The following is a 23355-nucleotide window of genomic DNA, read 5'->3' on the forward strand; positions in this document are numbered from 1 at the left end:
GCTCAATAATCAAGTTGGAGTTAATTACATCATGTCCCAAGCGAGATAATAACAAGTCAGGGGGCTAAAAATGATAATAGAAGTCAAAGTGCACTGCAGTCATTGCAAAGAACACATCATGACTAATACTCGCTACTATCCTGATGGATTAAGCGGATGCTTATGCCCAAGTTGCCAAACTCATTGTGACTTTACCCAAACAATAGTCGAAATGCGGTCAGTATCTAAGTGGTACAACCCATTTAGCTGGGGTAAAACGGTTCCTTTGTATTAATAAGTATTGGTTAACAATATTGTTCAAGCTGTATTGTTCAGCCTGTTTTGTTCAACTTCAGTACAGCTAATACCAATTAGCATAGCATCAAGTTTTTCGTCACCATTATTTAAACAGGGGTTATCATGCAAATTCAATCTTATACTGCCGCTCAACAAATGAGTGCGAATACTGTTAGCCCAGCCAATAGCACTCAACAAAATACGTCAGTAAATAAGCCGTCAAGTGAACCGGTCAGTCATCTTAATGCGACTCAACGAGATTCAGTAACGATAAGTGCTCAAGCCATGGCCTTATCACAAAGTCAATCAGAGCCTGAAACTCAACCTAGCTTGCCAAATAATGGCGAAAAAGTGGAGAACTATGTCCACTATAAAAAAGCTCAGACCCAATATCAGTTTTACTCGGACTTAGCAGGCGTAGCCAATGGCAGTGACGATTCGATAAGTGCAACTTCAGCTTATATCATCAAAAATAATGATGATGCCAGAGCTGCAACTGTCAATGCCGCAAATATGAATAATCAACAAAACATGTTAGATGCTTATATTGAAACAACAAAAAGTATAAATGAAACTGTGTAAGCAGCGAATAAGTAACATTATTCACATCTAATTCATCACTTGTTTCAATACTTACCTAACAAATTGAAAAATTGTCTTCAGTATTAGTGCTCTAATTCAATAGGCTGTTATCATTAACGATAACAGCCTTTTTTATTAGTTGATGTATTTGTTCATCTTAAAGAGTACCTAATGAAGTTAAAATTTTTAGCAGGGATAGCATTACTTAGCAGCTTTTCAACACAAGCTGCTTGGTGGATTGAACCTACCGACTTACCGCTTCGAGCTGATATTCAATTACTTGCTGATACAGGTATCATCCTTCAGCCAGTCACCACCTTCCCTCTAATGTGGTCAGGGATAAAATCTGATTTAGATAATGCCGTTGATAGCCCAATGACTGTGCATCAAAAAGATGCTTTTCATCGGGTGATGCGGGCCTACGACAAAGACCATCAAACGGTCAGTTTAGGTGCCAGCTTATCTGGGGCAAACGAGGAAGCTCGCTTTATTGGCTATGGTAATGATTACCGCGATAAAGCCGAAGTGGAGTTCACCGCTGAAGTCACCAAAGACTGGTTTAGTGGGCGATTAGCTGCCAGTTATCATTACGATGCCATTGATGGTAACGAGTCCCGATTAGATAATAGCTTTGCTGCGGTTAAGCTGGGCAATTGGATTGTGACAGGTGGTGCAGTCCAAAAATACTGGGGGCCAGGTTGGGACTCAGGTTTAATACAAACAACGAATGCACGCCCAATGCCAGGCATAACTTTTTCTCGTAACAACAGTAATGCATTTGAAACGCCGTGGCTTAATTGGATTGGCCCGTGGACTTTCACCACAAGCTTTAGCCAAATGGAAAGTGAGCGTTATGTACCAGATACCCAGCATTGGGGCGCTCGAGGCACCTTTAAGCCTATATCTAAACTAGAGGTAGGTTTTTCATGGACTATGCAATGGGGCGGCGAAGGTTATGGTAATAGCCTTTCAGACTGGTGGGATGGTTTATTTAACGGCGGTGTTTATGAAGGCGATAAAGAAAATGGCCAAGAAAACATGCTCGCAGGTTATGATTTCAGATGGTCAGATACCGCATGGGGAGTGCCTTATGGCATTTACTACGAGCGTATTCATGAAGATTATCACAAAGGTAAAAATCGTTTAATTAATGCATCAAACATGGGTGGCGTTGATATTTTCATTGCCGATTTAAACACTCGATTTTTTGCTGAATACTCAGATACTGCAGCATCATGTGGCGTCGAATCTGACGTTTATAACTGTATGTATGAGCACGGTTTTTACCAAAGTGGATATCGTTATTACGGGCGCAGTCTCGGCAGCACCTATGATAATGACTCAAGAGTGGTGGTATTAGGCGGGATCACTCAGCTTGAGCATGGGCAGAGCCTAAGCACCAAATTCCGTTACGCTAAACTTAACTTTGATGGAGTAGATACTGGCAACCCTTCTGGTGGAAACCCAGTTTCACCTGGTCGTTACGAGCGCTTATATCAACTCGATGCCAGTTACCATAGACCATTCTATGCAGGTAAGTTAAAAGTCGGCGGTACCATTGGTTACAGTGAATACCCAGAAATTGATACCAGTAGTGACTGGGAAACGACCTTTTATGCAGGTTGGGAACGAGATTTTTAATTGCTGAAAAGTCGTTTTTACATAAAAAGCCCATCATATGATGGGCTTTTTATTCGAACCTTTTACGCTATCTGCTTATTTTCTATCTCTGTTCAACTACTTCAGTGATTAAATAATGCCCTACAAACCTTTGTCTTCCCACTGCTGTTTTTTACGGTAAATCGTTGAAGGACTGACATCTAATAAAGCAGCCGCTTTGGGGATGTTGCCATCACATTGTTCAATGGCGGTTTCAATGGTGATTTTTTCAGTAAGCCACAAAGGTTGAATATCTTCTTCCGATTCAATAGCATTTATTCCACTATTAACTGGCATATTGTTATCAACAATATCATCCGATGTCGCGGCAGCGACGGTACTCTCACCAACAGCATGCGCTTGAGGTTTAGCATGAATATCTGTCACTGTTGCGCTCGTTACTGCTGTTTGTGCAACCTGTTCACTGACCTTGACAGATTTAACATTGGCTTGAGATAAAGCCGCAGTCACTTGAGCGGGTAACATGGAAATCGCAACTTCATCAGCCACATTTAACACTACGACTTGGCGAATAATATTTTGTAATTGCCGCACATTGCCAGGCCATGAATATAAACCAAAACAACGTTCAACCTCTTTGCTAAAGCCTTTAAAATTTTTGCCCTCTTCTTTGCTGTATTGCTTTAATAGCTTTTTAGCAATAGCAATAACATCTTTACCCCGTTGTCTTAATGGCGGTAATTCAATCGGAATAACGTGAAGACGATAATATAAATCTTCTCTAAAACGTCCTTCTTGCACTTCTTTCCAAGGGTCTCTGTTGGTTGCACTGATAAAACGCACATCGACTTTTTCTTCTTTGCTGCCACCCACACGCTGAAAAACACCCGTTTGAATGAACCGTAATAACTTACTTTGCAGTTCTAAATCCATTTCACAGAGTTCATCAAGAAATAGCGTACCACCATCTGCACGAGTAGCTGCACCATCACGATGACTGACTGCGCCAGTAAATGCCCCTTTTGTATGGCCGAAAATTTCACTCTCAATGAGATCTTTTGGAATTGATGCACAATTTAAGGCAATAAATGGGGCTTCTGATCGAATTCCAGCTTCATGAATCGCTTGTGCGCACACTTCTTTACCTGTGCCACTTTCACCCACAACAAACACAGAAGCCTTACTGTTAGCAACACAATCAATGGTGTTGTATACCGTTTGCATTGCCAGTGAGTCACCGATAAAACCATGAAAATTGGTTTTCGGTAAACTGTTCTCATAATTGGAAACTAACGCTAATAAATCCCTTTGCTTTAAAGCATTACGCACGGTAATCGATAAGCGTTTACTGTCGAATGGTTTGATCAAAAAATCAAATGCACCTGCACGCATTGCATCTACAGCGAGATCAATCGTGCCATGGGCGGTGATCATAATAACGGTAATATTTGGGTATTCTTTTTGCACCTTCGTTAAAATATCCATTCCTGACATGTCAGGTAGCTTGATATCTAATACTAATAAGTCTGGTTGCTTGCGCGCTAATTCTTTTAACGCATCTTCGCCAAAGTTAACATGAGTGACTTCAGCCCCTTCTGCGCAAAGGTACTCACTATAAAGTGCGCCTAAGGACATACTGTCTTCTACAAGAATGGCACTAAAACCCATTTGTTCATTCCTTATCATTCATTCGATTACTCTGATTTTTGAGTAATATTAAAGCGTTGCTGGATCAGGTTTAAACTCTGTTCAGCAACGGCAAACATTTCATTAAATAACGCATCTAAAGGCTCATCTTCTGTTCTTGAAGCCGCTTCTAATCTAACAGCAACATCAGCTAAGGTCTTAGCGCCGAAACTACCTGCACTACTTTTAATGGTATGCACTTCCGTTTCGATATCATGACGACTTCCTTGAGGCGTTAAGGCTTTAAGTGTATTAACCCGCATTATCGTCTCGTGATAAAACACTTGCATCATTTTGGCTAAGCTAGCTTCACCCACAGCTGAGAGTAATTCGTCAAAAACAGCCTCATCTAGCATGACCTCTGTGAACAATTCATCAGTGTCTGTGTCTGTAGAAACTTTGGGGGCGGATAATTCAGTACTTTGTTCGCTTATTTCAGCTGTCACCTTATCTTTATTTTCAACTTGCGGCTTGTCATGAGTTAACTCTATTTGCATCCCCATTCCCATTGAAGATGCCTGCTTTACTTGACCTAACCAATGACTCACACCTGAGATCAAATCAGATTTATTCACAGGTTTGCCAATACAATCAAGCATGCCAACGGCTTTACACGCAGCGATTTCTTCACTAAATACATTGGCAGTCATCGCCAAAATAATTTGATCTGGTTTATGAGCTAATATCTTTTGACATGCCTCTAAGCCATCCATTTCAGGCATTCTGATATCCATCAATATCAAATCAAAGTCTTGGCTCAGTGCTAATTCAACAGCTTCTACGCCATTATTGGCATAGGTCATTACTGCGCCTTCATTGGTGAGCATTGTACCTGCGACCATCTGATTAGCAGGGCTATCTTCAGCTAATAATAGGCGGCAGCCTTGAGGTAAACTAGCGACTTTCTCTAAAGGCTTTTCATGTTTATTTTCAGCTGTCGCGCCACTAATTAAACTCAATAGCATTGCACGGCTTAACGGTTTACTCACCGATTCTTCAATGCCCAATTTTTCAATCAGTGATTGCGCATCATTATTAACGCCAGTGGCAAGAGCTGCGATATAGCCAGTTTCGAATAAATAATCACTGTGTAAAATACTGACGTCTTTTTCTTTAGCAGATAAGAGACATGCATCATCGAGCATGATTAAATCAAATCGTCCACGCACTATTTTACTATTAAATATATCGCTAACATGGTGCTCATACTTCGTTTCAACACCATATTGACTGTACTGTTTCTTAATCAGTTTGCACAAGGTTTCATCGGGGTGAATAAGTAGTACACGCGGGTGCTCTGGTAAGCGAACATTGTGATTACTGGCTTGACTAGATTCATCTAACAATACAGATAAGGTAAATTGGCTACCTTCACCCAGCTTACTTTCAACCACTAAGTTACCGCCCATCATTCGAGCAAGTTCTGAACAAATCGCTAAACCCAAACCTGTGCCTGCGTAACTTGTAGTATGAGTGTCATGAACCTGAGAGAATTCTCTAAACAGTTTCTCCTGCGAGGCATCCCCAATACCAATACCTTGATCAGTGACTCGACAACATAATTGCACTTTATCGTTATCACGATTTGGGATCCAAACTTCAACAGAGATACACCCCTCAGTAGAAAACTTAATCGCATTATCTACTAAGTTTTGCACTACCTGCCTAATACGCTGCGCATCACCCACCAGCTTTTGCGGTACATTTCGATTGATATAACTGGCTAAATGAACCCCTTTATCATGGGCTTTATGGGATAAGATTTGTAATACTTGCGCCACTAACTCGTCAGGTTCAAACTCTTTGGGCTCCAACACCATTTGGCCCGCTTCAATTTTAGAAAAGTCCAAAATGTCATTAATGGTACTTAACAGCACAGAACCAGCTTCTTTAGCCGTCCTAGCGTACATCCTCTGACCTTTCTCTAAGCTAGAATCAAGCAATAAATCAACACTACCGAGCACCGCATTAAGTGGTGAGCGGATCTCATGGCTCATTGTTGCTAAGAAGCGAGATTTTGCCTTACTGCCCTCTTCGGCTTGCTCTTTAGCTTGGCGCAGTTCTTCTTCTTTTGATTTCTGTTCTGAAATATTACGTAAGAAAGCGGTGTAATACATTTCGTCATCTAATTGAATCGGTATAACCCGCAACTCCACAGGGAATTCGTCTCCTGCTTTATTATGTGCTGGCACTTCTATTCGGTTATTCAACACTGGTCCTTCACCGGTTTTACGATGATGATCCATGCCATTTTTATGCGCCTTATGGAACCCTTCAGGAATAATCAAATCCTCAAGTAACTCGCCTAAAGCTTCCTCACGCTCGTAGCCAAACAACTTCACAGCTGCAGCATTAAACTCTTCTACTCGCCCGGCGATATTAATCGTGATTAACGCATCGTGGCTGGCTTCTAATGTTGCTAAATGAATTGATTGAGTTCGAGCCGCAGATGCTTGTTCCTTTTTAAGTTCAGACATGTCTTTAATAAAGCCAAGAAATAACACATCACCATCGATTTCCATTTTGGAAATAGACAACTCAATCGGAAAAAGGTGGCCTTCTTTATGTTGAGCTTTTAATGCTCGTCCACCACCTAAGCCAACAATTTTGGCGTCACCGCCTTTTAAGTAATCCTGAATATAACCATCATGCATAAACCTATCAGCCATCGGCATGAGAATGGATACATTCTGGTCTATTAATTCTTCTTTTTGATAACCAAATAAACTACTTACCGCTTTATTAACCTCGGTTATCACACCGCTAGTGTCAATTATCACAAAGCCGTCTGCTGCAGAATCTAAAATGGTATTTAATCGGACATTAGCACCTTGAAGATCGTGGCGCTGCTGATCTAAAAATTGCAGCATTTCATTAAAAGCATTGGTGGTATCTGTAATATCTTGAGTGCCAGGCTCGTTAACTTGAACCCCTGTATCGCCTTCGAGGACTTGTTTAGATGCCCGCTGGATATTGAACACATGCTTGATAAGGTTAAGTCCCTGATACCAAGATAAAATGGATATCAGCACAATCACGAGCAGCATCAAGGCACTGTATTTAATCGCGACACCATTAACGCTGTGATCAAACTCGTCAGTATTCACCATTACCTTAATAGCAACCCCACTACCGTTATTCGACTGGGCTTCAATAGGTACTAGGTTATCGATACGAACGGGCTGTTCAACTAATGCAAACTCACCAAGATTATTGCGCTCAGCGGCATATAAGCGTTTATCAGCTTGAAATACCTGCACAGATTCTATGTGGCTAATTTGATGTTCTTCGAGGGATTGCTTAAGTAATAATATAGATTGGCGTGGATTAGTGACATCGACACTATTGGCGACGAGTATGGCAGACAGATGCCCCTGCTGTTGAATTTCGGCTTGATTAGCGGACTTTATTACCCCTAAGGCGTTATAGATAAGCATCAATAACAATGCTGATTGCATCAACCCAATCGCAATGATGGCTTTTAATCTGAAAGACAAATTCCTTCTCCTATTGCATTTTGCAAATCAATCCATGTTTTCAAGCTGAAAAAGCGCTGACAGAGCTGACAATAACCACGCCACAACTCACTATGAATCACCTTGTTGCATTTTGCAAAAAATTATTCGCAAAATGAAAAAACATGAATAAACCTAAATAACAACATACGCTATAACACTGATATTAAACACTAAAACAATTTAGGTACAGTAATTGCTTTTATCAGACATATCTCTATATTTTTAGGAAACAGCTATGCAAAATGCAAGTACAACGCCCAAAAGGTTGTCAATATTATTAGTTGAAGACACTTTTAGTGAGCGTTACTACATAGCAAGTTTACTCCAAAGCTTTCAACCTGATGACATCGAGTTTGAAATAACTCAATGTGAAGATGGGTTAACAGCACTTGATACCTGTAAACTGCATGATTTTGACTTAATCATCAGTGATTGGCGTATGCCCAATATGACGGGTATAGAATTATGTAAACGTTTAAAAGCCTCAAATAATCCCGCTTTTTTCCTTTTGCTTACTGGTAACGATAAAACTGAAGATATGGTTTATGCCATGGAAACTGGTGCTGATGACTACATTACTAAGCCTTTTTTAGCCTCTGTTTTAAAGGTGAAAGTTTTAGCCGCTGTGAGGTTAATACAAGCCAAAAAAAAAATATTAGAGAATAACCAAAAGTTAGAAATTGAATTAAACAACAAGCAAACTGAGCTTGAGCAAGCAGCGACTTTACAACAATCTTTACTGCCCAAAGAAGATTTATCATTCGATAATTGGCATGTTAAGCATTTTTTTGAACCTGCAGCAGAACTTGCTGGCGATATTTTTCAGTGTTTTAAAATTGATGAAGAGTGGATTGGTTTTTATGTGATTGATGTATCGGGTCATGGCGCTAGAGCTGCAATGCTAAGTTTCACCCTAGCTCAAGGCTTATCTCCTCAAAGAATGGATTGGCAGCTTGAACCAGAAGTGTTAATGCACAGATTAAACTTATTGTTTGATGACCCCGCTAATTTAGGCCAATTTGCCACGGTGATCCTTGGTAAAATCAATATTAAAACTCATCAGGTTTACATGTCTAGTGCAGGCCACCCAATGCCTTTAATCATTTCCAAAAATGATGTCCAAACATTATCGGTGCCTTCTGGTCTCCCTATTGGTATTGATAAAAACAGTCAATATTCAACCGGTGAGTATCAGCTTTATCCTGGCGAACAGTTACTACTTTTTTCAGATGGTGTTTATGAAGTCAATCATCCACAACATGGCATGTTTGGCTTAGCACGTTTCAAGCAGCGTTGTGCAGAAGCCAAAAATTTGCCTGCCAATAAACTACTTAAACACCTTACTTATGTATTAAACCTATGGAAGCAAAATCAACCTCAGGATGATATGTCGCTGTTATTGTTTACAGCACCCGAAACTTAGTCACTAAGCTTATGAATTACAAAGGCATAGTAATGAGAAAAGTATCGCAATGAACAGGCTAACGCTATTTTGGATCTGTGATGCCAAGATACAAGACAATCAGATAATTAAGATTGATTGATGCCAACGTTGATAACTAAATCATTTACTGCAAAGTAACCTAACCCATGAAGTGCTATAGCCACTTTTAAGGACTAACAATGAATAGTTTACAAATGAATTTAAACTTACAGCTCATGACACCTGAACAGATTTATGATGAAGTTGAGGCCTTTTTAATTGCCAACGAAATTACCTCTCTGCAAAGGTTCAAATTAATGCTCTGTATCTTGGAGGCCGTTAATAATGTATCGCAGCATTGCCCTGATAACACAGAGGATGTGACCTTGTTAGTGCAAAACAACAAAGACAATATCGTCGTTGATATTCTTGATACAGCAGAGTTTGTTGAGCTTTCTGCGCCTAAAAAGTGCCCGACTAACGATAGACCTAATGGCAGAGGCCTGTGGATCATGGATCAATGGATGGACAAGGTAAACAAGAAAGCCACCGTATTAGGCACTCATCTGCGACTCTCATTAGAAAAGGCAGCAATTTGATGACCAACAAAAATTGCGCAGCCCCGAGCAAGACTGGCTACAAGTTTACATAGAACAAGCTTATTGCTGAATGATACTGAATTCGACCTCCATCATTATTGTTTAAGCTTGTAGCCTTACTATTTGCCACCACTCCACTATTGCAACTTCTAATGCCGTATTCTCGTTCCTATAATCATTTTTAGAATCGAAACACTGTTACTTCTCTCACCACTTGCTTCTCTTTGCCTCTTATTTATATTTCCCTTTTATTGGGCCTGCTTCTTTACCCTTTTATATCACTTAACACATAACTTCAGTATTGCGCTTTATCCCCATATTTAAACATCAACATTCCAGCCTCTTAAACGTGTAATAGCCAATCACAGTTCTGCCTCAGATCAATTGATATGCGTTCATTTTGCAAATTGCAAACTGCAAATATCATCAAAAACCTCTGTTGCAAACAGCAATTTTCCTCTTCGCAAACAGCAAACCCCAATAGCGAAAAAACAAAACAAACACATAAACAATTGAAATAAAACGAATAAAAAGTTGGCATAGTACCTGCTGTTAAAGACTACAAGCTTCAAATAAACAATACATATAGAAGCATCATTACAGTCTAGGAGCACGTTATGAAATTTGAATTAAAAGTAGCGCAACATGCGAGCGTAGTAACCCTACCAATAAGAATGTTTATGGCGCACACACCAACTTATAGAGCCGCACTTGTTGATTATATCGATAGAGGTCACACACGTTTAGTCATCGATATGCAGCACCTTGAATATATCGACTCTAGTGGATTATCAGTGCTTATATCTGCAAGAAATCAAGCACTCAATTATCAAGGCAACATTGTTTTGTTATCGCCAACACCCGCAGTGAGATCACTGATTGAACTAACACGTTTACATCATATTTTCGAAATCTTTGAAACGGAAAAATTAGCACTCGAGTTTTTACGTCACAGCAGCATTGTCGAAGAGTCTGATTTTGATAAACGTGTCATCGCTGATTTAGCCAGTTAATAAAAACTGACAATAACTGAAATTTTTCTAAACTAAACGTAAAGGGAATAACGCAATGAAAATGATTAATACTCTAATTTCAATCGCAATGGTCGCAAGTTTAACCGCTTGCGTCACCCCTTCGCAGCCAGCGCAACAGGACGTTTGTGATTTAGAAAAGCAACTTACTAGCTGTCACTATTTTGGTCAGCAAACACCTTACAATCGAAAAGTCAGTGCGGTTACCTCAAACCATACCACTTTTCCAACCGCGCCAATCTTTGGTGACAAAGCCATGATTGTCGATGCAAGTAATCAAGCATTGTCATTATCAGTAGGTGACAAAATCTCGATTAACATCCTAAACGGTGAAGAATTCAGTAAAGATGTTGAAGTGGATGCCGATGGTAATATTTATCTACCTTACTTACCTGCAATTGCAGCAAAAGGCTTAACACTTAAGCAGCTTAATACATATATCAATAAGCTACTCATTGATGAAAGATTAATGTTAGCTCACGCAGTGCGCATTAGTATTTTACCTATCAGCTGGGCGCCAATTGAAATTACGACTTCAGGTGCGGTATTTGAACCTGGTCAACACATGATCAATAAAAAACTACCGATAGAACTAAAAGATGACGGTAGTAATTATGCTGGTGACCAAGCCATTAACCGTAGTATTGGTGCCGCTGTAAAATCTTCAGGTGGTGTGCGCCCTGATGCTGATATTTCTGCGATTAAAGTTATCCGTAATGGTCAGGTTTTCAATATGGATTTACGTGGTATGCTAACAGGTGAAAAAGTACCCAGCATGACATTAATGGCTGGCGATCATGTTCATGTTCCATCGACACATTCATTTAATGATCAACTTGCTAGACCTTCACAATTGACAGCTCCAGGGATCAGGGTATTTATGTCAAACTTAACACAGCCAGCTAGCTCAAACAGTCAGTCAGCGGTCGATCGTGAAGCAACACGTTTTCCATATGGTACTCGCTTACTCAATGGGGCTATCGCAGCTAACTGTGTGGGTGGTGCGCAATCAACTAACGCAAGTCGATATGTGATACTTGTAACCAAAAATCCACTTTCAAATCAAATTGATGTTGTTGAGCGTTCAATTGATGGACTAATACAAAGCGCTTGGAATGATCAATCAAACCCAGTGTTACTTCCTGGTGATGGTCTTGCATGTTATGACTCTCGTGTTACCAACATGCGCGAAATAGCAAGAACAGTGACTGAGTTAGTCGTACCAACCACCCTTATTGGATGGTTGTAAGGAGTCAGCAATGAGCCGAATTCATGATGAAGATAAGACTCAAACCAGCACGGATAGCCAACAAGCGGCTCCTGTTATAGAACAAGCTATTGAAAAAGCCATTGCTGATAGCCAGCAACACACTGACCAACAAAATACTAAACAAGAAAAAGCCGACGACAACAATGACGAAACGAGTGAGCAAACAAGTTTCTCTGAACTTGCTTACTTATATTGGATAAAACGCGCCACATTAGAAGGCAGTAAACTGACGCCTAAATTGCGTAAACGCCTTTATCTTAAAACAGGTTTTGGCGCATTACTCATCATCTGGTTACTGGCAGGCATTTTCATTATGCTCACGCCAACGCAATACGTAAGCAAGTGGGTACTTATTTTACCTGGTGCAGCGGCGGGATCATCTTTAAGCCTTGATAGCTTAGGTCAAGCAAGTACCTCTAGTATTTCGCCTTACATGAGCTCTGCCATCGATCCACGAGAAAACTACAAAGCAATTTCAATGAGCACCTTGTTAATGCAAAGTGCAGCTCACTACCTTGATGTTTCAGCATCAGCCATTAAAAAGCCTAAACTAAAACTACCTAGTCAAACAGGCTTAATGGAATACAGTATTAAAGCTGACAGTCCAGAAGCAGCTCAAGAGCGAGGCTGGGCAATGTATCGCTCGTTGCAAAATATTTTAGATGATTTACGCGCCGACGAAATTGCTTTACGTGAAATCGGAATAAAAGAAGGCCTTAAAAGTTATTCAACTCGAGTAAAAGAAACCCAAAAGCAACTTTTAGATTTTCAATCTGAGCGCGGCTTAGTCACACTTGACCAATTTAAAGAGTTAGCGATTACTATCGAACGTCTGAGACACAGTAAAGTCACTATGCTTGCCGAATTACAAGGGTTAAATGCAAGTTACTTTTTATACGAAAACCACTTGGGTTTAAGTGATGCCCAAGCAGCAATGTTGCTAAAGCTAAATAATGACAAATTGTTCCAACAATTAGTTGAAAAGCACAATACAGCAAACACTATGTATATCGAAAATGCTGGCAGATTAGGTGCCCGCCATCCTGTTTTAGTGTCATTAAAAGCAGAGTTAGACAGTATTTTAGACAGCATGAAAAAACGCTTTAATACCGTGATCGGTTTTCAAGATGAAAAACTACTCATGATGCTCACTGTTGATGACGTTGATGGTCGAGCTGAAATGATGCAAGAGTTCATCACACTCGCCTCTAATCGCAAAGCGACCCAGTCAGAAGTTGACTCGTTAACTGCTCAAATCAATCAATGGGAACAACGTTTACAACACAGCAATGACGATGCAGCGAAACTTGCAGACTTACAGCGTGAACATCAATTAGCTTCGGCAGTATTAACTTCAGCCATGGCAAAAATGGATGTTGGTAAATCAGATATTTACACCGCTTACCCAATGTTGCAGTTACTGTCAGCACCAAGTTTGCCTGCATCACCCGATAAACTCGCCATTATTTTGATTATTTTCGGCGGTATATGTGCATCATTCATGTCATTAGTAGGACTAAGCATTTTATGGATTCGCAAACCATTATTACGGAAAATGTTGACGAAAAAATCATCTACAACTGCATAAGTTTTAGTTACTTTTTCTGGTTATTAGGTGCGCTTTACGTCATTGCACCTGTGATTGCTTGGATTCTATTTTTGCGACTTCTTGTCAAAAAGTTAGATAACCAACCCGCATTTCGTATTAGCATCACACATTATGTTTGGGTACTAGGCATGTGGGTCATGTTAATTGCGTTGGTCGTTGGGCACCTGCAGTTTGGCCTTGGCACGGGCAAACTTATAAAATCCTCCATTGGCTGGGCTAAAGGTTGGGCTTTATTAGCGATATTCCCTTTAATCGGTTGCTTACCTATTCGACCTGAAATTATTTACCGCGCAAGTTGTCGAGTTTGCAAACATACCATCATGTTATTCCCAGTGTTTGTATTTGCTTGGGTCGCTGGTTTACCTAGCACTTTATATGTTTCCCCTTTAAGCATCATTGGTGGCCCAGGGCCTGAGTTTTTTAGTGTCAGCCTTTATGAAATTGACCCTGGAAGCGGCGTCCCCCGTTGGCGACTATTTACTCCGTGGGCACCTGCACTGGGGATGCTAGGGAATTTGTACTTTATTTTTGCCTTACAAGAAAAAAATGCAACATGGAGAAGATGGGGCTACGGCGGCAGTTTACTGATGATCCTCATGTCACAGTCTCGACTTGCCATTGTCTGCTACCTTGCATTAATTGGCTTTTTTACCACGCTGAGATTTGTGCGTTCTCCTTGGTTGTACTTATTGCTCAGCCCTGTGATGTTATTTGTCGGTGTTATCGGTGAATCCACCATTTCTAAAATTGAGCAAAGTATCGATGCCGTTAAAGCGGCTCGTGCCGACTCTACTCGAGTAAGACAAGCTTTGGCAGATATTGCTGTTGAACGGTGGATGAACGAAGCAGTTGTTTTTGGCCATGGTATTGTCGAGCGAGGCCCACATATGGTGGAGTATATGCCGATAGGTTCGCATCACACTTGGTACGGATTGCTATTTGTTAAAGGGGTCGTAGGTGCTGTCGCGTTAGCCATCCCTATGTTAGTCACCTTTATCACCTTGCTAATACGCCTTTTTAGCAACCCATTAGCCAAAGTAGGCATGGCTATCTTACTTATGCTAGGACTGTATACCTTTGGGGAAAATTTAGAAATTCTCGCCTATTTATTTTGGCCAGGTCTTATTGTATTAGGCATGGCCCTTCGCGCTGAAGAGCCTGACGACGTATTTGCTAAAGCAGATGCACTGGATGCTCCATAACAAATGAATGCTTATAGCTTTTTAAGAATAAATTGGCACCATTGAACATCATCTCTTGCAGGCACGTCTGCCTGCCCTCTAATGCCAAGTTTAAATTCAATGACTGATTGCCATTCATCTGAGCCAATATCTGGACCATGTCCTTGGCCGTCACCAGCACTCACTTTTTCAGCAATAACTAAAAACTCTTGCTCTCCACACTGTTCCTGCATTTCTACCGAAACTTGTGCTTTTGCAGCAACGTCTTGTTCTTCACCACAACCTATCAGAAACCCAGATACCAGAAATGTACCAATCAATAACCTTAGGTCTGGGAAGCTCGTTTTGATTGCTTTTGCTACTTTTACTTTTATTGTTCTTACTTTAATCACTATTTATACCTCAAGGTTAATCGCTCTATCCCAGCACAAGTTTATCTTTAAATATCACTTAATATGAAGTCACTTAATATTAAGTCACCTAATATTAAGTCACCTAATATGAAGTCATATCCATCACGTTTTTAAATTATTAGCATACTCATTACTTGAGCTAGACAGACATCAAGCCCCTGACTTGCTTACTGACAGCGTGAAATTTCCCCCAAAAAGCAGATTTATTGCAAATTGCATTCTGCAATCCTCCACTTTCAAAATGCTAACTTCACATATTAATCTTTAAAAATTAAAAACAAAATAACACAAAATCAATAACTTAAAAGTTGGCACAATAACTGTAATACCTAGGTATCAACGCAACTTGCTCTCAATGCTAAACAGCAAAATGCAATTTAATATCAAGGATAGCGGTCATGCAGAACATCACTAAGCTTCAATCACAATCGAAGCAAATGCTGAATCAAAAGCTAGCGCTTAATGAGATGCTTAATCAAGGCATACGTTCATTAGGTAAAAACCTTTTATGGTTAGCTAGTGCACAATTCAGCGGTCGAGTGGTGAGACTAGGTGCAAGCGTTATAACGGCTCGATTATTGACCCCAGAGATATTTGGTCAAGTCGCAATCGTCTTAACCTTATTTGAATTAATCTGCACTCCTACAAGACGTATCACTTCCGCTGCGTTAATTCGTATGGATGACAGCGACTTTAGTGACAACCTTGCCAGCGCTAACCTTATCAACCTTGCCAGCTGTGTGATTGCATTTGCTTTAATGAGCTTAATCAGTGTTCCACTTGCATATTACTATCAAGATACGCAATTAGTGCTGCCAATTATCTTTGTTGCATCAAGCTACCTACTTTTACCTTTTGGGATGATGTACGCAACGGCCAACTTACGTAATAACAATATGCGTAAAGTGGCAAGTGCTAACTTATGGCAAACCATAGGTGACGGCGTGTTAACAGCAACCTTAGCCTTAAGCGGTTTTGGATTATGGGCCATTATTATCCCAAAAGTGGTGATGGTATTGGTTTGGATATACATCCATAAAAAAGACACTAAATTACCAGTAAGCACTCAAAAGCCGTCTGCCAATCAAGTTAAAGCACTGCTTAACTTTAGTGTACCAGTAAGTTTAAGCGACTTAATTAATACCCTAAGACAGAGCATTGATTACCTTGTTATTGGCTATTTCATGGGTGTTGAAGCTCTTGGCGTTTACTTCTTTGCTTACAACGTCAGCTTGGGCGTCAGTCTTGGTCTAGTACAAAGTTTTGGCACTGCTTTTTACTCTCACATTTGCGGCAGTAACCCAACATCAGATGAACAGTCAGCACAGCAGAAATATCGTAGTAGTGTCATAGCAATCACCGCGATTGCTGCGCCAATCATTATCTTACAAACCAGTTTAGCGCCATTGTATGTCCCTTTTGTCTACGGCGAGCAATGGATAAGCACAGATGCAATTTCGGTTTTCGTATTTTTATGTTTAAGCGGTTTAGTTCGTCCGATGGCTGAAGCAGCCAGCCAACTACTGTTGGCACATGGACACAGCCATTTAAATTTCAAACTAAATATCTCTATCACCGCCCTTTTAACACTGGTTATCAGTATCGCTAGCCAGTTTGATTTAACCACCGTCGCATGCAGCGTAATGGTGACTTACTTAATCATCATGCCTTGGCTTTGCTGGTACAGCAGCCGCATCACTTTTACTCAATCAACTGTTATAAACAGTTAAGGAAAACACTATGTCTCCAAGAATCTCAGTCGTCATGCCAGTTTATAATGTTGAAAAATTCGTTAAATCAGCAATTGAATCTGTATTGAGTCAAACATTTGATAATTTTGAACTACTTATTATTGATGACCGCGGCGATGACCGCAGTATCCAAATCTGTAAACAATTTGTTGGTGACCCACGTGTGCACATTATTCGTCACGCTAAAAATAAAGGGTTAGCAGCAGCGAGAAACACGGGGATACGTCATGCACTAGGTGAGTATATCGCTTTTATTGATTCCGACGATTTATGGCACTCAGAAAAACTAGCTCGTCACGTGGCACATTTAGAAAGCGATCCACAAATCGGTGTTAGCTTTTCTCGCTCAAGTTTCATTGATTACACAGGCAAGTTTATTGATTTTTATCAAATGCCAAAACTAACTGATATTGATGCTGCCCACTTATTATGTCGCAACCCTGTTGGTAATGGCAGCGCACCAGTCATTCGCCGTACTACATTAAATGACATTCGCTACCAATCAATGAGTACAGCAGAACGTTATAGCTGTTATTTTGATGAGAGCTTCCGTCAATCTGAAGATATTGAATGTTGGTTACGTATTGCTGCAACTACCTCTTGGAAAATTGAAGGCTTACCAGAGCCACTAACGTATTACCGTCTTAATCATGGTGGTTTATCTGCAAATCTAATGAAGCAATATGCTTCGTGGGAAAAGATGATTGAAAAAGCACGTGATTTCGCCCCTACGCTACTTGCACGCCATGAGAAAGCTGCGCGTGCTTACCAGTTACGTTATTTATCAAGACAAGCGATTCGCTTAGGTGATGGTGGTGCTGCGGTAAAACTGGTAAACCAAGCGATTTCGACTTCACCAAGTATTTTGCAATCTGAAACGGGTCGTACAGTAACCACTTTAATTGCAGCTTATGCGCAATGGGTAATGCCTTCTTGGGGATACCTGGTTATCGAAGGCGTCGGTCAAAAATGTATTAGCATGATGCAAAAACTTCGCATTGCGAAAGATGGCGTATCAAGTGAGTTTATGCAAGACAACAAACTGTAAACGCATCACTGACCTTAAAATGCCTTTATAAGGCCAAGATAAACTTGAGTGAATTATCGATATATGAAAAAGCTTCCCTGTTTGGCTTTGCAGACTTGTTTGCAATCTGCAAAGCCGACTTTTTCATTATGGTAATCGCCTGTTACCAACCATTCCTCAACACAGTAAAAGCCAATACAACCACTTAAATAACAACAACTTAAAAAGCTGGAACACTTCCTGCTTTACCAAGGTATCAATTACGTCGATCCTGTGTGAGGCAACATATGAAAACTGCACCTAACAACACTCATTCACATAAAACGCCTATTAGCATCTTAGTTTTCGACTGGGTTGTGGCATGCAGCATTCTGATCTTATCAAGCCCGATTTGGGTAGTGAAAGTGGCATTCCTTGCCTGTTCTAAGCACCCTATTTTCGAAACACTTTTTATTCATTCTGGTGGAAAGGAAGTTGCGATTCGGACATTCTCACAAGGCCGATTTTCGACACTCCCTTTGCTGTTTAGTGTCTTAAAAGGCCAAGTTGGATTGTTAGGTACGTCATTTGAGTACGCCGTATTTGAGCCAAGCCACGCTAACCAGCGCCCAGGGATCTTATCAGTTGAACAAATGCAGCGCCGTATGGGCATTACGCATATCAATACTAACCCCAATACAGTGCCAACATTTGGCCTCTTCGGTTATGTATCGAACATTTTTAAATGCCTAATCAGCAAGTTAGTGGTTGTTTCAACACAATTAAACTACCCAAAACAGTTTAATCTTTTAGGTGTCGATATCGATAACAACACCATGGATGAAAGTATTGAGTTACTTATCCATTCATCACAATCGACTAGCACTAAACAATTTGCTTTCGTAAATGCCGATTGTTTAAACATTGCAGCGAGTGACTCTGACTATCGCGATACGGTAAATCAATGCGATCAAGTGTTTGCTGATGGAAGCGGTATTAGGATTGCCTGCCAGCTACATCATATCGGCCTTAAAGATAATGTTAACGGCACAGATATGCTGCCATTACTTTGCGAGAAAGCATCCTTAATTGGCATCAAATTATTCTTCTTAGGAGGCAAAGGTAACACTGCCGACGAAGCCGCAGCTAACTTGGCTGCGCAATATCCAAACCTTGAGATTGTAGGCTGTCACCACGGTTACTTAACCGATGAAAATGAGCAGCAAGTTATTGAACAAATCAATCAATCTGGAGCGCACATCTTGTTAGTTGGCATGGGCGCACCTAAACAAGAGGCTTGGATACGTCAGCATAAATCAGCACTTAGCGTTGGAGTTGCTGTTGGTGTGGGTGGATTATTTGACTTCTTTGCCAATAACGTTTCAAGAGCACCAATTGCAGTAAGACAAGTCGGTATGGAGTGGGTATGGCGCTTAGCCCAAGAGCCAACACGTATGTGGAAACGTTATGTGGTTGGTAACCCACTTTTTATCGCTCGAGTATTAAAGCAAAAACGTTTAAGTCATGCATCTATTGAACAAGCACCTACAAACATTGCAACTAATCTAGGCCAAGTGAACAACCAAAATAAGCGTCGCTGGTATTTCTTTGGAATCAAATGTGGTCAATTTGCAAAACGCACATTTGATATTGTGGCCGCTAGCATTTTGCTAATCCTATTGGCGCCTTTGTTCCTACTCACCGCCTTATGCATCCGTGTTGAATCAAAAGGAGCAATCTTTTTTTCACAAACTCGAAGTGGTCGTAATAATCAACCATTCACGATGTGGAAGTTCCGTTCAATGTATATTGATGCAGAAGAAAGACTAGAAAAAATCAAGAAAAACAATGAAATGCAAGGTGGCGTAATCTTTAAGATGAAAAAAGATCCGCGTATCACCACGATAGGAAAACTGATAAGAAAGGCTTCAATTGACGAATTACCGCAACTTTGGAACGTATTAATTGGTGATATGTCACTAGTTGGCCCAAGACCTGCACTACCTAATGAAGTAAGCCAATATCAGTTAAGTGACCGTCGCAGATTGGGAGTTAAACCAGGTATAACCTGCATATGGCAAGTTAGCGGACGTTCAGATATCCCTTTTGATAAGCAAGTAGAACTCGACATTGACTATATCTACAAGCAATCACTAAAAGAAGATATCAGCTTGTTATTGAAAACCATTCCGGCAGTACTTTTGGCGCGCGGCGCCTACTAGGAGACATTATGCAAGCTATCGTATTTGCAAATCGTACAGGCAATGAATTAGCCCCTTTAAATCAACAATACTGCCCAGCGCTTTTGCCCGTTGCTAATAAAGCATTGGTTGAATATACCTTAGAAGACTTAGCGTCAGCAGGTGTTACCGACGTGAAGCTAGTCATCTGTAGCGACGCAAAAAAAATCGAAAGCCAACTCGGAAATGGTCAGCAATGGGGATTAAAAATAGATTACTTCTTAAGCAAACCTGAAGAGCAAGTTAATAGCGTGCTGTCTCGCATGAGTATCAACAAAGACACCCAAGCATTGGTGGTTCGTGGAGATATGTTACGCAGTCCTTGTTTGGGTCGTTTTATTGAATTTGCCAGTCTAATGCCATCAAAGTTTGTGCATGCAAAAATGTCACAGCGTAATCCAGCAATGATGATGCTACCCGCTGGTTGGAAACATCATGAGTTAATGAACTGGCCGCTTGAGACGAAAGAAGTTAACCATGCAGATAGTGTTGCGCAGTTACTTCATGGTGAATGCTTTTACTTAGATAGTTTAGCTGCCTATGTTGAAGCATCTGAATATGTCATCAACAGTCGTGATTTTTGCGTTAAAGGTCGTGCGATAGCGACAAACAATACCAAGCAACATTTGATTGTTGAAGCGCAATGTCAATTACCTGATTTATCAAAAACAGATGTATATGGCGCCATCGGCGAGTTTACAAAAGTATCTCCAAAAGCATCGCTTACTGAAGGCGTAGTTGTCGGTGAGTACTGCTTTATTGAAGATAGCACCATTCAAAACAGCATCATTTTACCTAACTCATATGTTGGACCACAGCTCAGTGTAAACAATAAAATCATCTCGCAAGACTTGATGATAGACCCGCAAACCAATAGCTGGACTCGTATTGAAGATCCCAGTCTTATTGCCAAGTCAGTTCAAGAGCCAACGCAATACAATACGTTAGTTCAGCGTGCAGGATTACTCATACTATACGTCCTATTATCGCCACTTTTACTGACGTTATTTTTATGTGCATGCATTAATAAACCCAGAAAACCCATAGTAACTGACACCGTTGTTAGCAATGATAATCAACCGATTAAAGTACACAAGTTCAATATTGCTAGCCCTAGTTTTGCATTATTACCTCAACTTTGGAGTGCTGCCAAAGGAGACCTCAACTTGTTTGGTGCCTCAACGCAATTCCAAAGCAAAATCAATAGTTCTACGCCATATGGTGTTTATGGACCAGTACAACTTAATTTTGATGAAACAACCCCAATCGAAGAAGTCCAAATGGTTGAAATAGAATTTGAACAAGCGAATAAACCACAATATTTAGTCAACCTGTTGCAACAGCAAATGAATAAAGCCAATACGGACATCGTTATAAAAGGTTAACCCTAATACTCATTTATCGCATGAATACGATTAAGGAATATCATTATGAAAACGATTATAACTTACGGTACTTTTGATTTATTTCACTTTGGTCACGTTAGATTACTGGCTCGTTTAAGCGAAATGTGTGACCAACTTATTGTTGGGGTGTCCACCGACGAATTTAATGCAATGAAAGGCAAAGCTGCATTTTTCAGTTATGAGCAACGCAGTGAAATCATTGCTGCTTGTAAATATGTATCTAAAGTCATTCCTGAGCAAAACTGGCAACAAAAAAGTACCGATATAGAGAAATTTGATGTCGATGTTTTTGCTATCGGTGACGACTGGGAAGGTCAATTTGATCATCTAAAAAGTCAATGTGATGTGTTATATCTTACTCGTACCGATGATATTTCAACGACTGAAATTAAAAATAATCTTGCAGTGCCTGCTTAATTGCAGGCAGGTAACATTTTTAATAAATTTCTTTTATATCTGGCAGTTAACTTGATTAGTGCTATTCTGTATTTAACGGATTTTTCAATTGTTATGGGATCATAAATTGGGCCAATACATTGTCAACAGCATCAGGTTTGTAGTCACTCAATCCATCTATTTTATTGCAGCCTTGTTTCCAAGAACTCAAAAGGCTGTGATGGGAAGCTATAAAAACAAATTCGCAGATAATAGTAAGTACCTATACCTGCATTGGCAACAAGCAAAAACGATTCGCTCTATTTGGATTTCCGGTGACAAAGATGTTATTGCTCAACTGACCATTCAAGGTTATGAAGCTTATTATCGTTGGAGTATAAAAGGCATTTTCCATGCCCTTACTGCCAAATATTACGTGTATAACAGCTATATTGGAGATGTGAATCAGTACTTTGCCAAAGGAGCTGTCAAGATTAATTTATGGCATGGTTCGCCATTAAAACGTATTGAATATGATATCAATAACGGCCCATTATTCTCGATTTATCACCCTCAGAGTTTGCATCAAAAGTTTGTCTCCTTAACGCAATACCACCAGCAAAGAATTGCTCCAGATTACATGATTGCTCCAAGCGATTTAGTCTCAGCATTATTTGCTACAGCTTTTCATATTAGCGAGCACCATATGTTGTTATCGGGCAATCCTCGTACAGATTTTTATCAGCGATACCCTAAATCAACATCCATAATACAAACATTGAAACAGAATAATAATGTGTCACAGGTGTTATTGTACGCCCCTTCTTGGCGAGACAGTGGCATTGCGAGTGATAGGGAAGCTCACACTAACCCTTATCTACAAGCCATTAATTTTGAGAGCTTATCGGAAGCACTCGTCTACAATAAGCAGCTATTATTATTGCGCTTACACCCTAATGAAGCTGATTTAGCCAATGATATTAGTCACTATCCGAATATTATTAATATCTCTGATTGGCAAGATACTTATGAAATCATCAATGACGTTGATTTACTGATCACAGACTATTCATCTTTATACATAGACATGTTGCAGACCCGAGCCGACATTGTGTTTTTTCAATTCGATCATCGAGAATATCAAGCTGATAGCCGCCAGTGTTACCCCTACGCAGAGAGCCTCCCCATGGCAGGCGAAGTCATTTTTGAATTTGATGTACTGTTAAAGTATTTGCACACCATGGGTGAAAGCCCCAATATTGCCTCGTTAACACACAAAAAAAATAGAGCTGAGTTAACTCAGCTCTATTGGCAATATCAGCATATTGAAAGCTTTACTGTACTTGATAATTTAGTCAGTCAATCTTAG

At 40.2% G+C, this 23355-nt stretch carries 18 protein-coding genes; 15 read left to right on the forward strand and 3 right to left on the reverse strand.

The window, feature by feature from the left end; all coding sequences use genetic code 11:
- The first annotated feature begins 118 nt into the window (after positions 1-118).
- The 3 genes from AB4128_RS06605 to AB4128_RS06615 all read left to right on the forward strand — a co-directional run bounded on the left by AB4128_RS06605 (position 119) and on the right by AB4128_RS06615 (position 2499).
- Positions 119-274: a hypothetical protein gene (locus tag AB4128_RS06605; RefSeq protein WP_156669144.1), complete on the forward strand. Its 156-nt coding sequence runs from the start codon at positions 119-121 to the stop codon at positions 272-274.
- A gap of 125 nt (positions 275-399) precedes the next feature.
- Positions 400-858, forward strand: a complete 459-nt coding sequence (locus AB4128_RS06610) for a hypothetical protein (RefSeq protein WP_372037280.1) — start codon at positions 400-402, stop codon at positions 856-858.
- 171 nt (positions 859-1029) lie between these two features.
- Entirely contained in the window at positions 1030-2499 is a 1470-nt protein-coding gene (locus tag AB4128_RS06615) for a capsule assembly Wzi family protein (protein WP_372037281.1), read from the forward strand.
- A 120-nt stretch (positions 2500-2619) separates the two neighbouring features.
- On the opposite strand, the gene AB4128_RS06620 is transcribed toward AB4128_RS06615, so the two are convergent.
- The gene (locus AB4128_RS06620; RefSeq protein WP_372037282.1) at positions 2620-4146 is read right to left on the reverse strand and encodes a sigma-54-dependent transcriptional regulator; all 1527 of its coding nucleotides are present in this window, start codon (positions 4144-4146) and stop codon (positions 2620-2622) included.
- A gap of 26 nt (positions 4147-4172) precedes the next feature.
- Positions 4173-7661: a PAS domain S-box protein gene (locus AB4128_RS06625; RefSeq protein ID WP_372037283.1), complete on the reverse strand. Its 3489-nt coding sequence runs from the start codon at positions 7659-7661 to the stop codon at positions 4173-4175.
- A gap of 256 nt (positions 7662-7917) precedes the next feature.
- Here AB4128_RS06625 and AB4128_RS06630 point away from each other — a divergent pair, with 256 nt between their 5' ends.
- The 6 genes from AB4128_RS06630 to AB4128_RS06655 all read left to right on the forward strand — a co-directional run bounded on the left by AB4128_RS06630 (position 7918) and on the right by AB4128_RS06655 (position 14816).
- Positions 7918-9105 carry a fused response regulator/phosphatase gene (locus AB4128_RS06630; protein ID WP_055023059.1) on the forward strand — a complete coding sequence of 396 codons (1188 nt, stop codon included), beginning with the start codon at positions 7918-7920 and terminating at the stop codon, positions 9103-9105.
- A 200-nt stretch (positions 9106-9305) separates the two neighbouring features.
- Positions 9306-9704: an ATP-binding protein gene (locus tag AB4128_RS06635; protein WP_055023060.1), complete on the forward strand. Its 399-nt coding sequence runs from the start codon at positions 9306-9308 to the stop codon at positions 9702-9704.
- A gap of 617 nt (positions 9705-10321) precedes the next feature.
- Positions 10322-10717: an STAS domain-containing protein gene (locus AB4128_RS06640; protein WP_055023061.1), complete on the forward strand. Its 396-nt coding sequence runs from the start codon at positions 10322-10324 to the stop codon at positions 10715-10717.
- 55 nt (positions 10718-10772) lie between these two features.
- A complete protein-coding gene (locus tag AB4128_RS06645; protein WP_055023062.1) occupies positions 10773-11984 on the forward strand; it encodes a polysaccharide biosynthesis/export family protein in 1212 nt (403 codons plus the stop codon).
- 10 nt (positions 11985-11994) lie between these two features.
- Complete coding sequence (locus tag AB4128_RS06650; protein ID WP_235530839.1) at positions 11995-13593, forward strand: exopolysaccharide biosynthesis protein; 1599 nt, start codon at positions 11995-11997, stop codon at positions 13591-13593.
- Positions 13533-14816 (forward strand): O-antigen ligase family protein, encoded by a 1284-nt coding sequence (locus AB4128_RS06655; RefSeq protein WP_372037284.1) that lies wholly within the window; start codon positions 13533-13535, stop codon positions 14814-14816. Before AB4128_RS06650 ends, AB4128_RS06655 begins: the two co-directional genes overlap by 61 nt.
- 11 nt (positions 14817-14827) lie before the next feature.
- On the opposite strand, the gene AB4128_RS06660 is transcribed toward AB4128_RS06655, so the two are convergent.
- Positions 14828-15187: a hypothetical protein gene (locus tag AB4128_RS06660; protein ID WP_055023064.1), complete on the reverse strand. Its 360-nt coding sequence runs from the start codon at positions 15185-15187 to the stop codon at positions 14828-14830.
- 419 nt (positions 15188-15606) lie between these two features.
- On the opposite strand from AB4128_RS06660, the gene AB4128_RS06665 reads away from it, so the two are divergent.
- The 6 genes from AB4128_RS06665 (at position 15607) to AB4128_RS06690 (ending at position 23355) form a co-directional block, all read left to right on the forward strand.
- Entirely contained in the window at positions 15607-16938 is a 1332-nt protein-coding gene (locus AB4128_RS06665) for an oligosaccharide flippase family protein (protein ID WP_055023065.1), read from the forward strand.
- 10 nt (positions 16939-16948) lie between these two features.
- On the forward strand, positions 16949-18007 hold the full coding sequence (locus tag AB4128_RS06670) for a glycosyltransferase (protein WP_055023066.1): 1059 nt from the start codon (positions 16949-16951) through the stop codon (positions 18005-18007).
- A gap of 266 nt (positions 18008-18273) precedes the next feature.
- Positions 18274-20187 (forward strand): WecB/TagA/CpsF family glycosyltransferase, encoded by a 1914-nt coding sequence (locus AB4128_RS06675; protein WP_372037285.1) that lies wholly within the window; start codon positions 18274-18276, stop codon positions 20185-20187.
- An 8-nt stretch (positions 20188-20195) separates the two neighbouring features.
- On the forward strand, positions 20196-21590 hold the full coding sequence (locus tag AB4128_RS06680; RefSeq protein ID WP_055023068.1) for a sugar phosphate nucleotidyltransferase: 1395 nt from the start codon (positions 20196-20198) through the stop codon (positions 21588-21590).
- Between the two features lie 45 nt (positions 21591-21635).
- On the forward strand, positions 21636-22028 hold the full coding sequence (gene tagD / locus AB4128_RS06685; RefSeq protein WP_055023069.1) for a glycerol-3-phosphate cytidylyltransferase: 393 nt from the start codon (positions 21636-21638) through the stop codon (positions 22026-22028).
- 106 nt (positions 22029-22134) lie between these two features.
- Positions 22135-23355, forward strand: a complete 1221-nt coding sequence (locus AB4128_RS06690) for a CDP-glycerol glycerophosphotransferase family protein (RefSeq protein WP_144430122.1) — start codon at positions 22135-22137, stop codon at positions 23353-23355.

Source organism: Shewanella sp. 10N.286.52.A9, from assembly GCF_041468985.1.
Lineage (GTDB): Bacteria > Pseudomonadota > Gammaproteobacteria > Enterobacterales > Shewanellaceae > Shewanella > Shewanella japonica.

Coding starts and splice junctions, on each gene's coding strand:
- AB4128_RS06615 (WP_372037281.1), top strand. CDS start 1,030: ATGAAGTTAAAATTTTTAGCAGGGATAGCATTACTTAGCAGCTTTTCA.
- AB4128_RS06640 (WP_055023061.1), top strand. CDS start 10,322: ATGAAATTTGAATTAAAAGTAGCGCAACATGCGAGCGTAGTAACCCTA.
- AB4128_RS06655 (WP_372037284.1), top strand. CDS start 13,533: ATGGATTCGCAAACCATTATTACGGAAAATGTTGACGAAAAAATCATC.
- AB4128_RS06675 (WP_372037285.1), top strand. CDS start 18,274: ATGAAAACTGCACCTAACAACACTCATTCACATAAAACGCCTATTAGC.
- tagD (WP_055023069.1), top strand. CDS start 21,636: ATGAAAACGATTATAACTTACGGTACTTTTGATTTATTTCACTTTGGT.
- AB4128_RS06610 (WP_372037280.1), top strand. CDS start 400: ATGCAAATTCAATCTTATACTGCCGCTCAACAAATGAGTGCGAATACT.
- AB4128_RS06635 (WP_055023060.1), top strand. CDS start 9,306: ATGAATAGTTTACAAATGAATTTAAACTTACAGCTCATGACACCTGAA.
- AB4128_RS06650 (WP_235530839.1), top strand. CDS start 11,995: ATGAGCCGAATTCATGATGAAGATAAGACTCAAACCAGCACGGATAGC.
- AB4128_RS06605 (WP_156669144.1), top strand. CDS start 119: ATGACTAATACTCGCTACTATCCTGATGGATTAAGCGGATGCTTATGC.
- AB4128_RS06630 (WP_055023059.1), top strand. CDS start 7,918: ATGCAAAATGCAAGTACAACGCCCAAAAGGTTGTCAATATTATTAGTT.
- AB4128_RS06620 (WP_372037282.1), bottom strand. CDS start 4,146: ATGGGTTTTAGTGCCATTCTTGTAGAAGACAGTATGTCCTTAGGCGCA.
- AB4128_RS06680 (WP_055023068.1), top strand. CDS start 20,196: ATGCAAGCTATCGTATTTGCAAATCGTACAGGCAATGAATTAGCCCCT.
- AB4128_RS06645 (WP_055023062.1), top strand. CDS start 10,773: ATGAAAATGATTAATACTCTAATTTCAATCGCAATGGTCGCAAGTTTA.
- AB4128_RS06665 (WP_055023065.1), top strand. CDS start 15,607: ATGCAGAACATCACTAAGCTTCAATCACAATCGAAGCAAATGCTGAAT.
- AB4128_RS06670 (WP_055023066.1), top strand. CDS start 16,949: ATGTCTCCAAGAATCTCAGTCGTCATGCCAGTTTATAATGTTGAAAAA.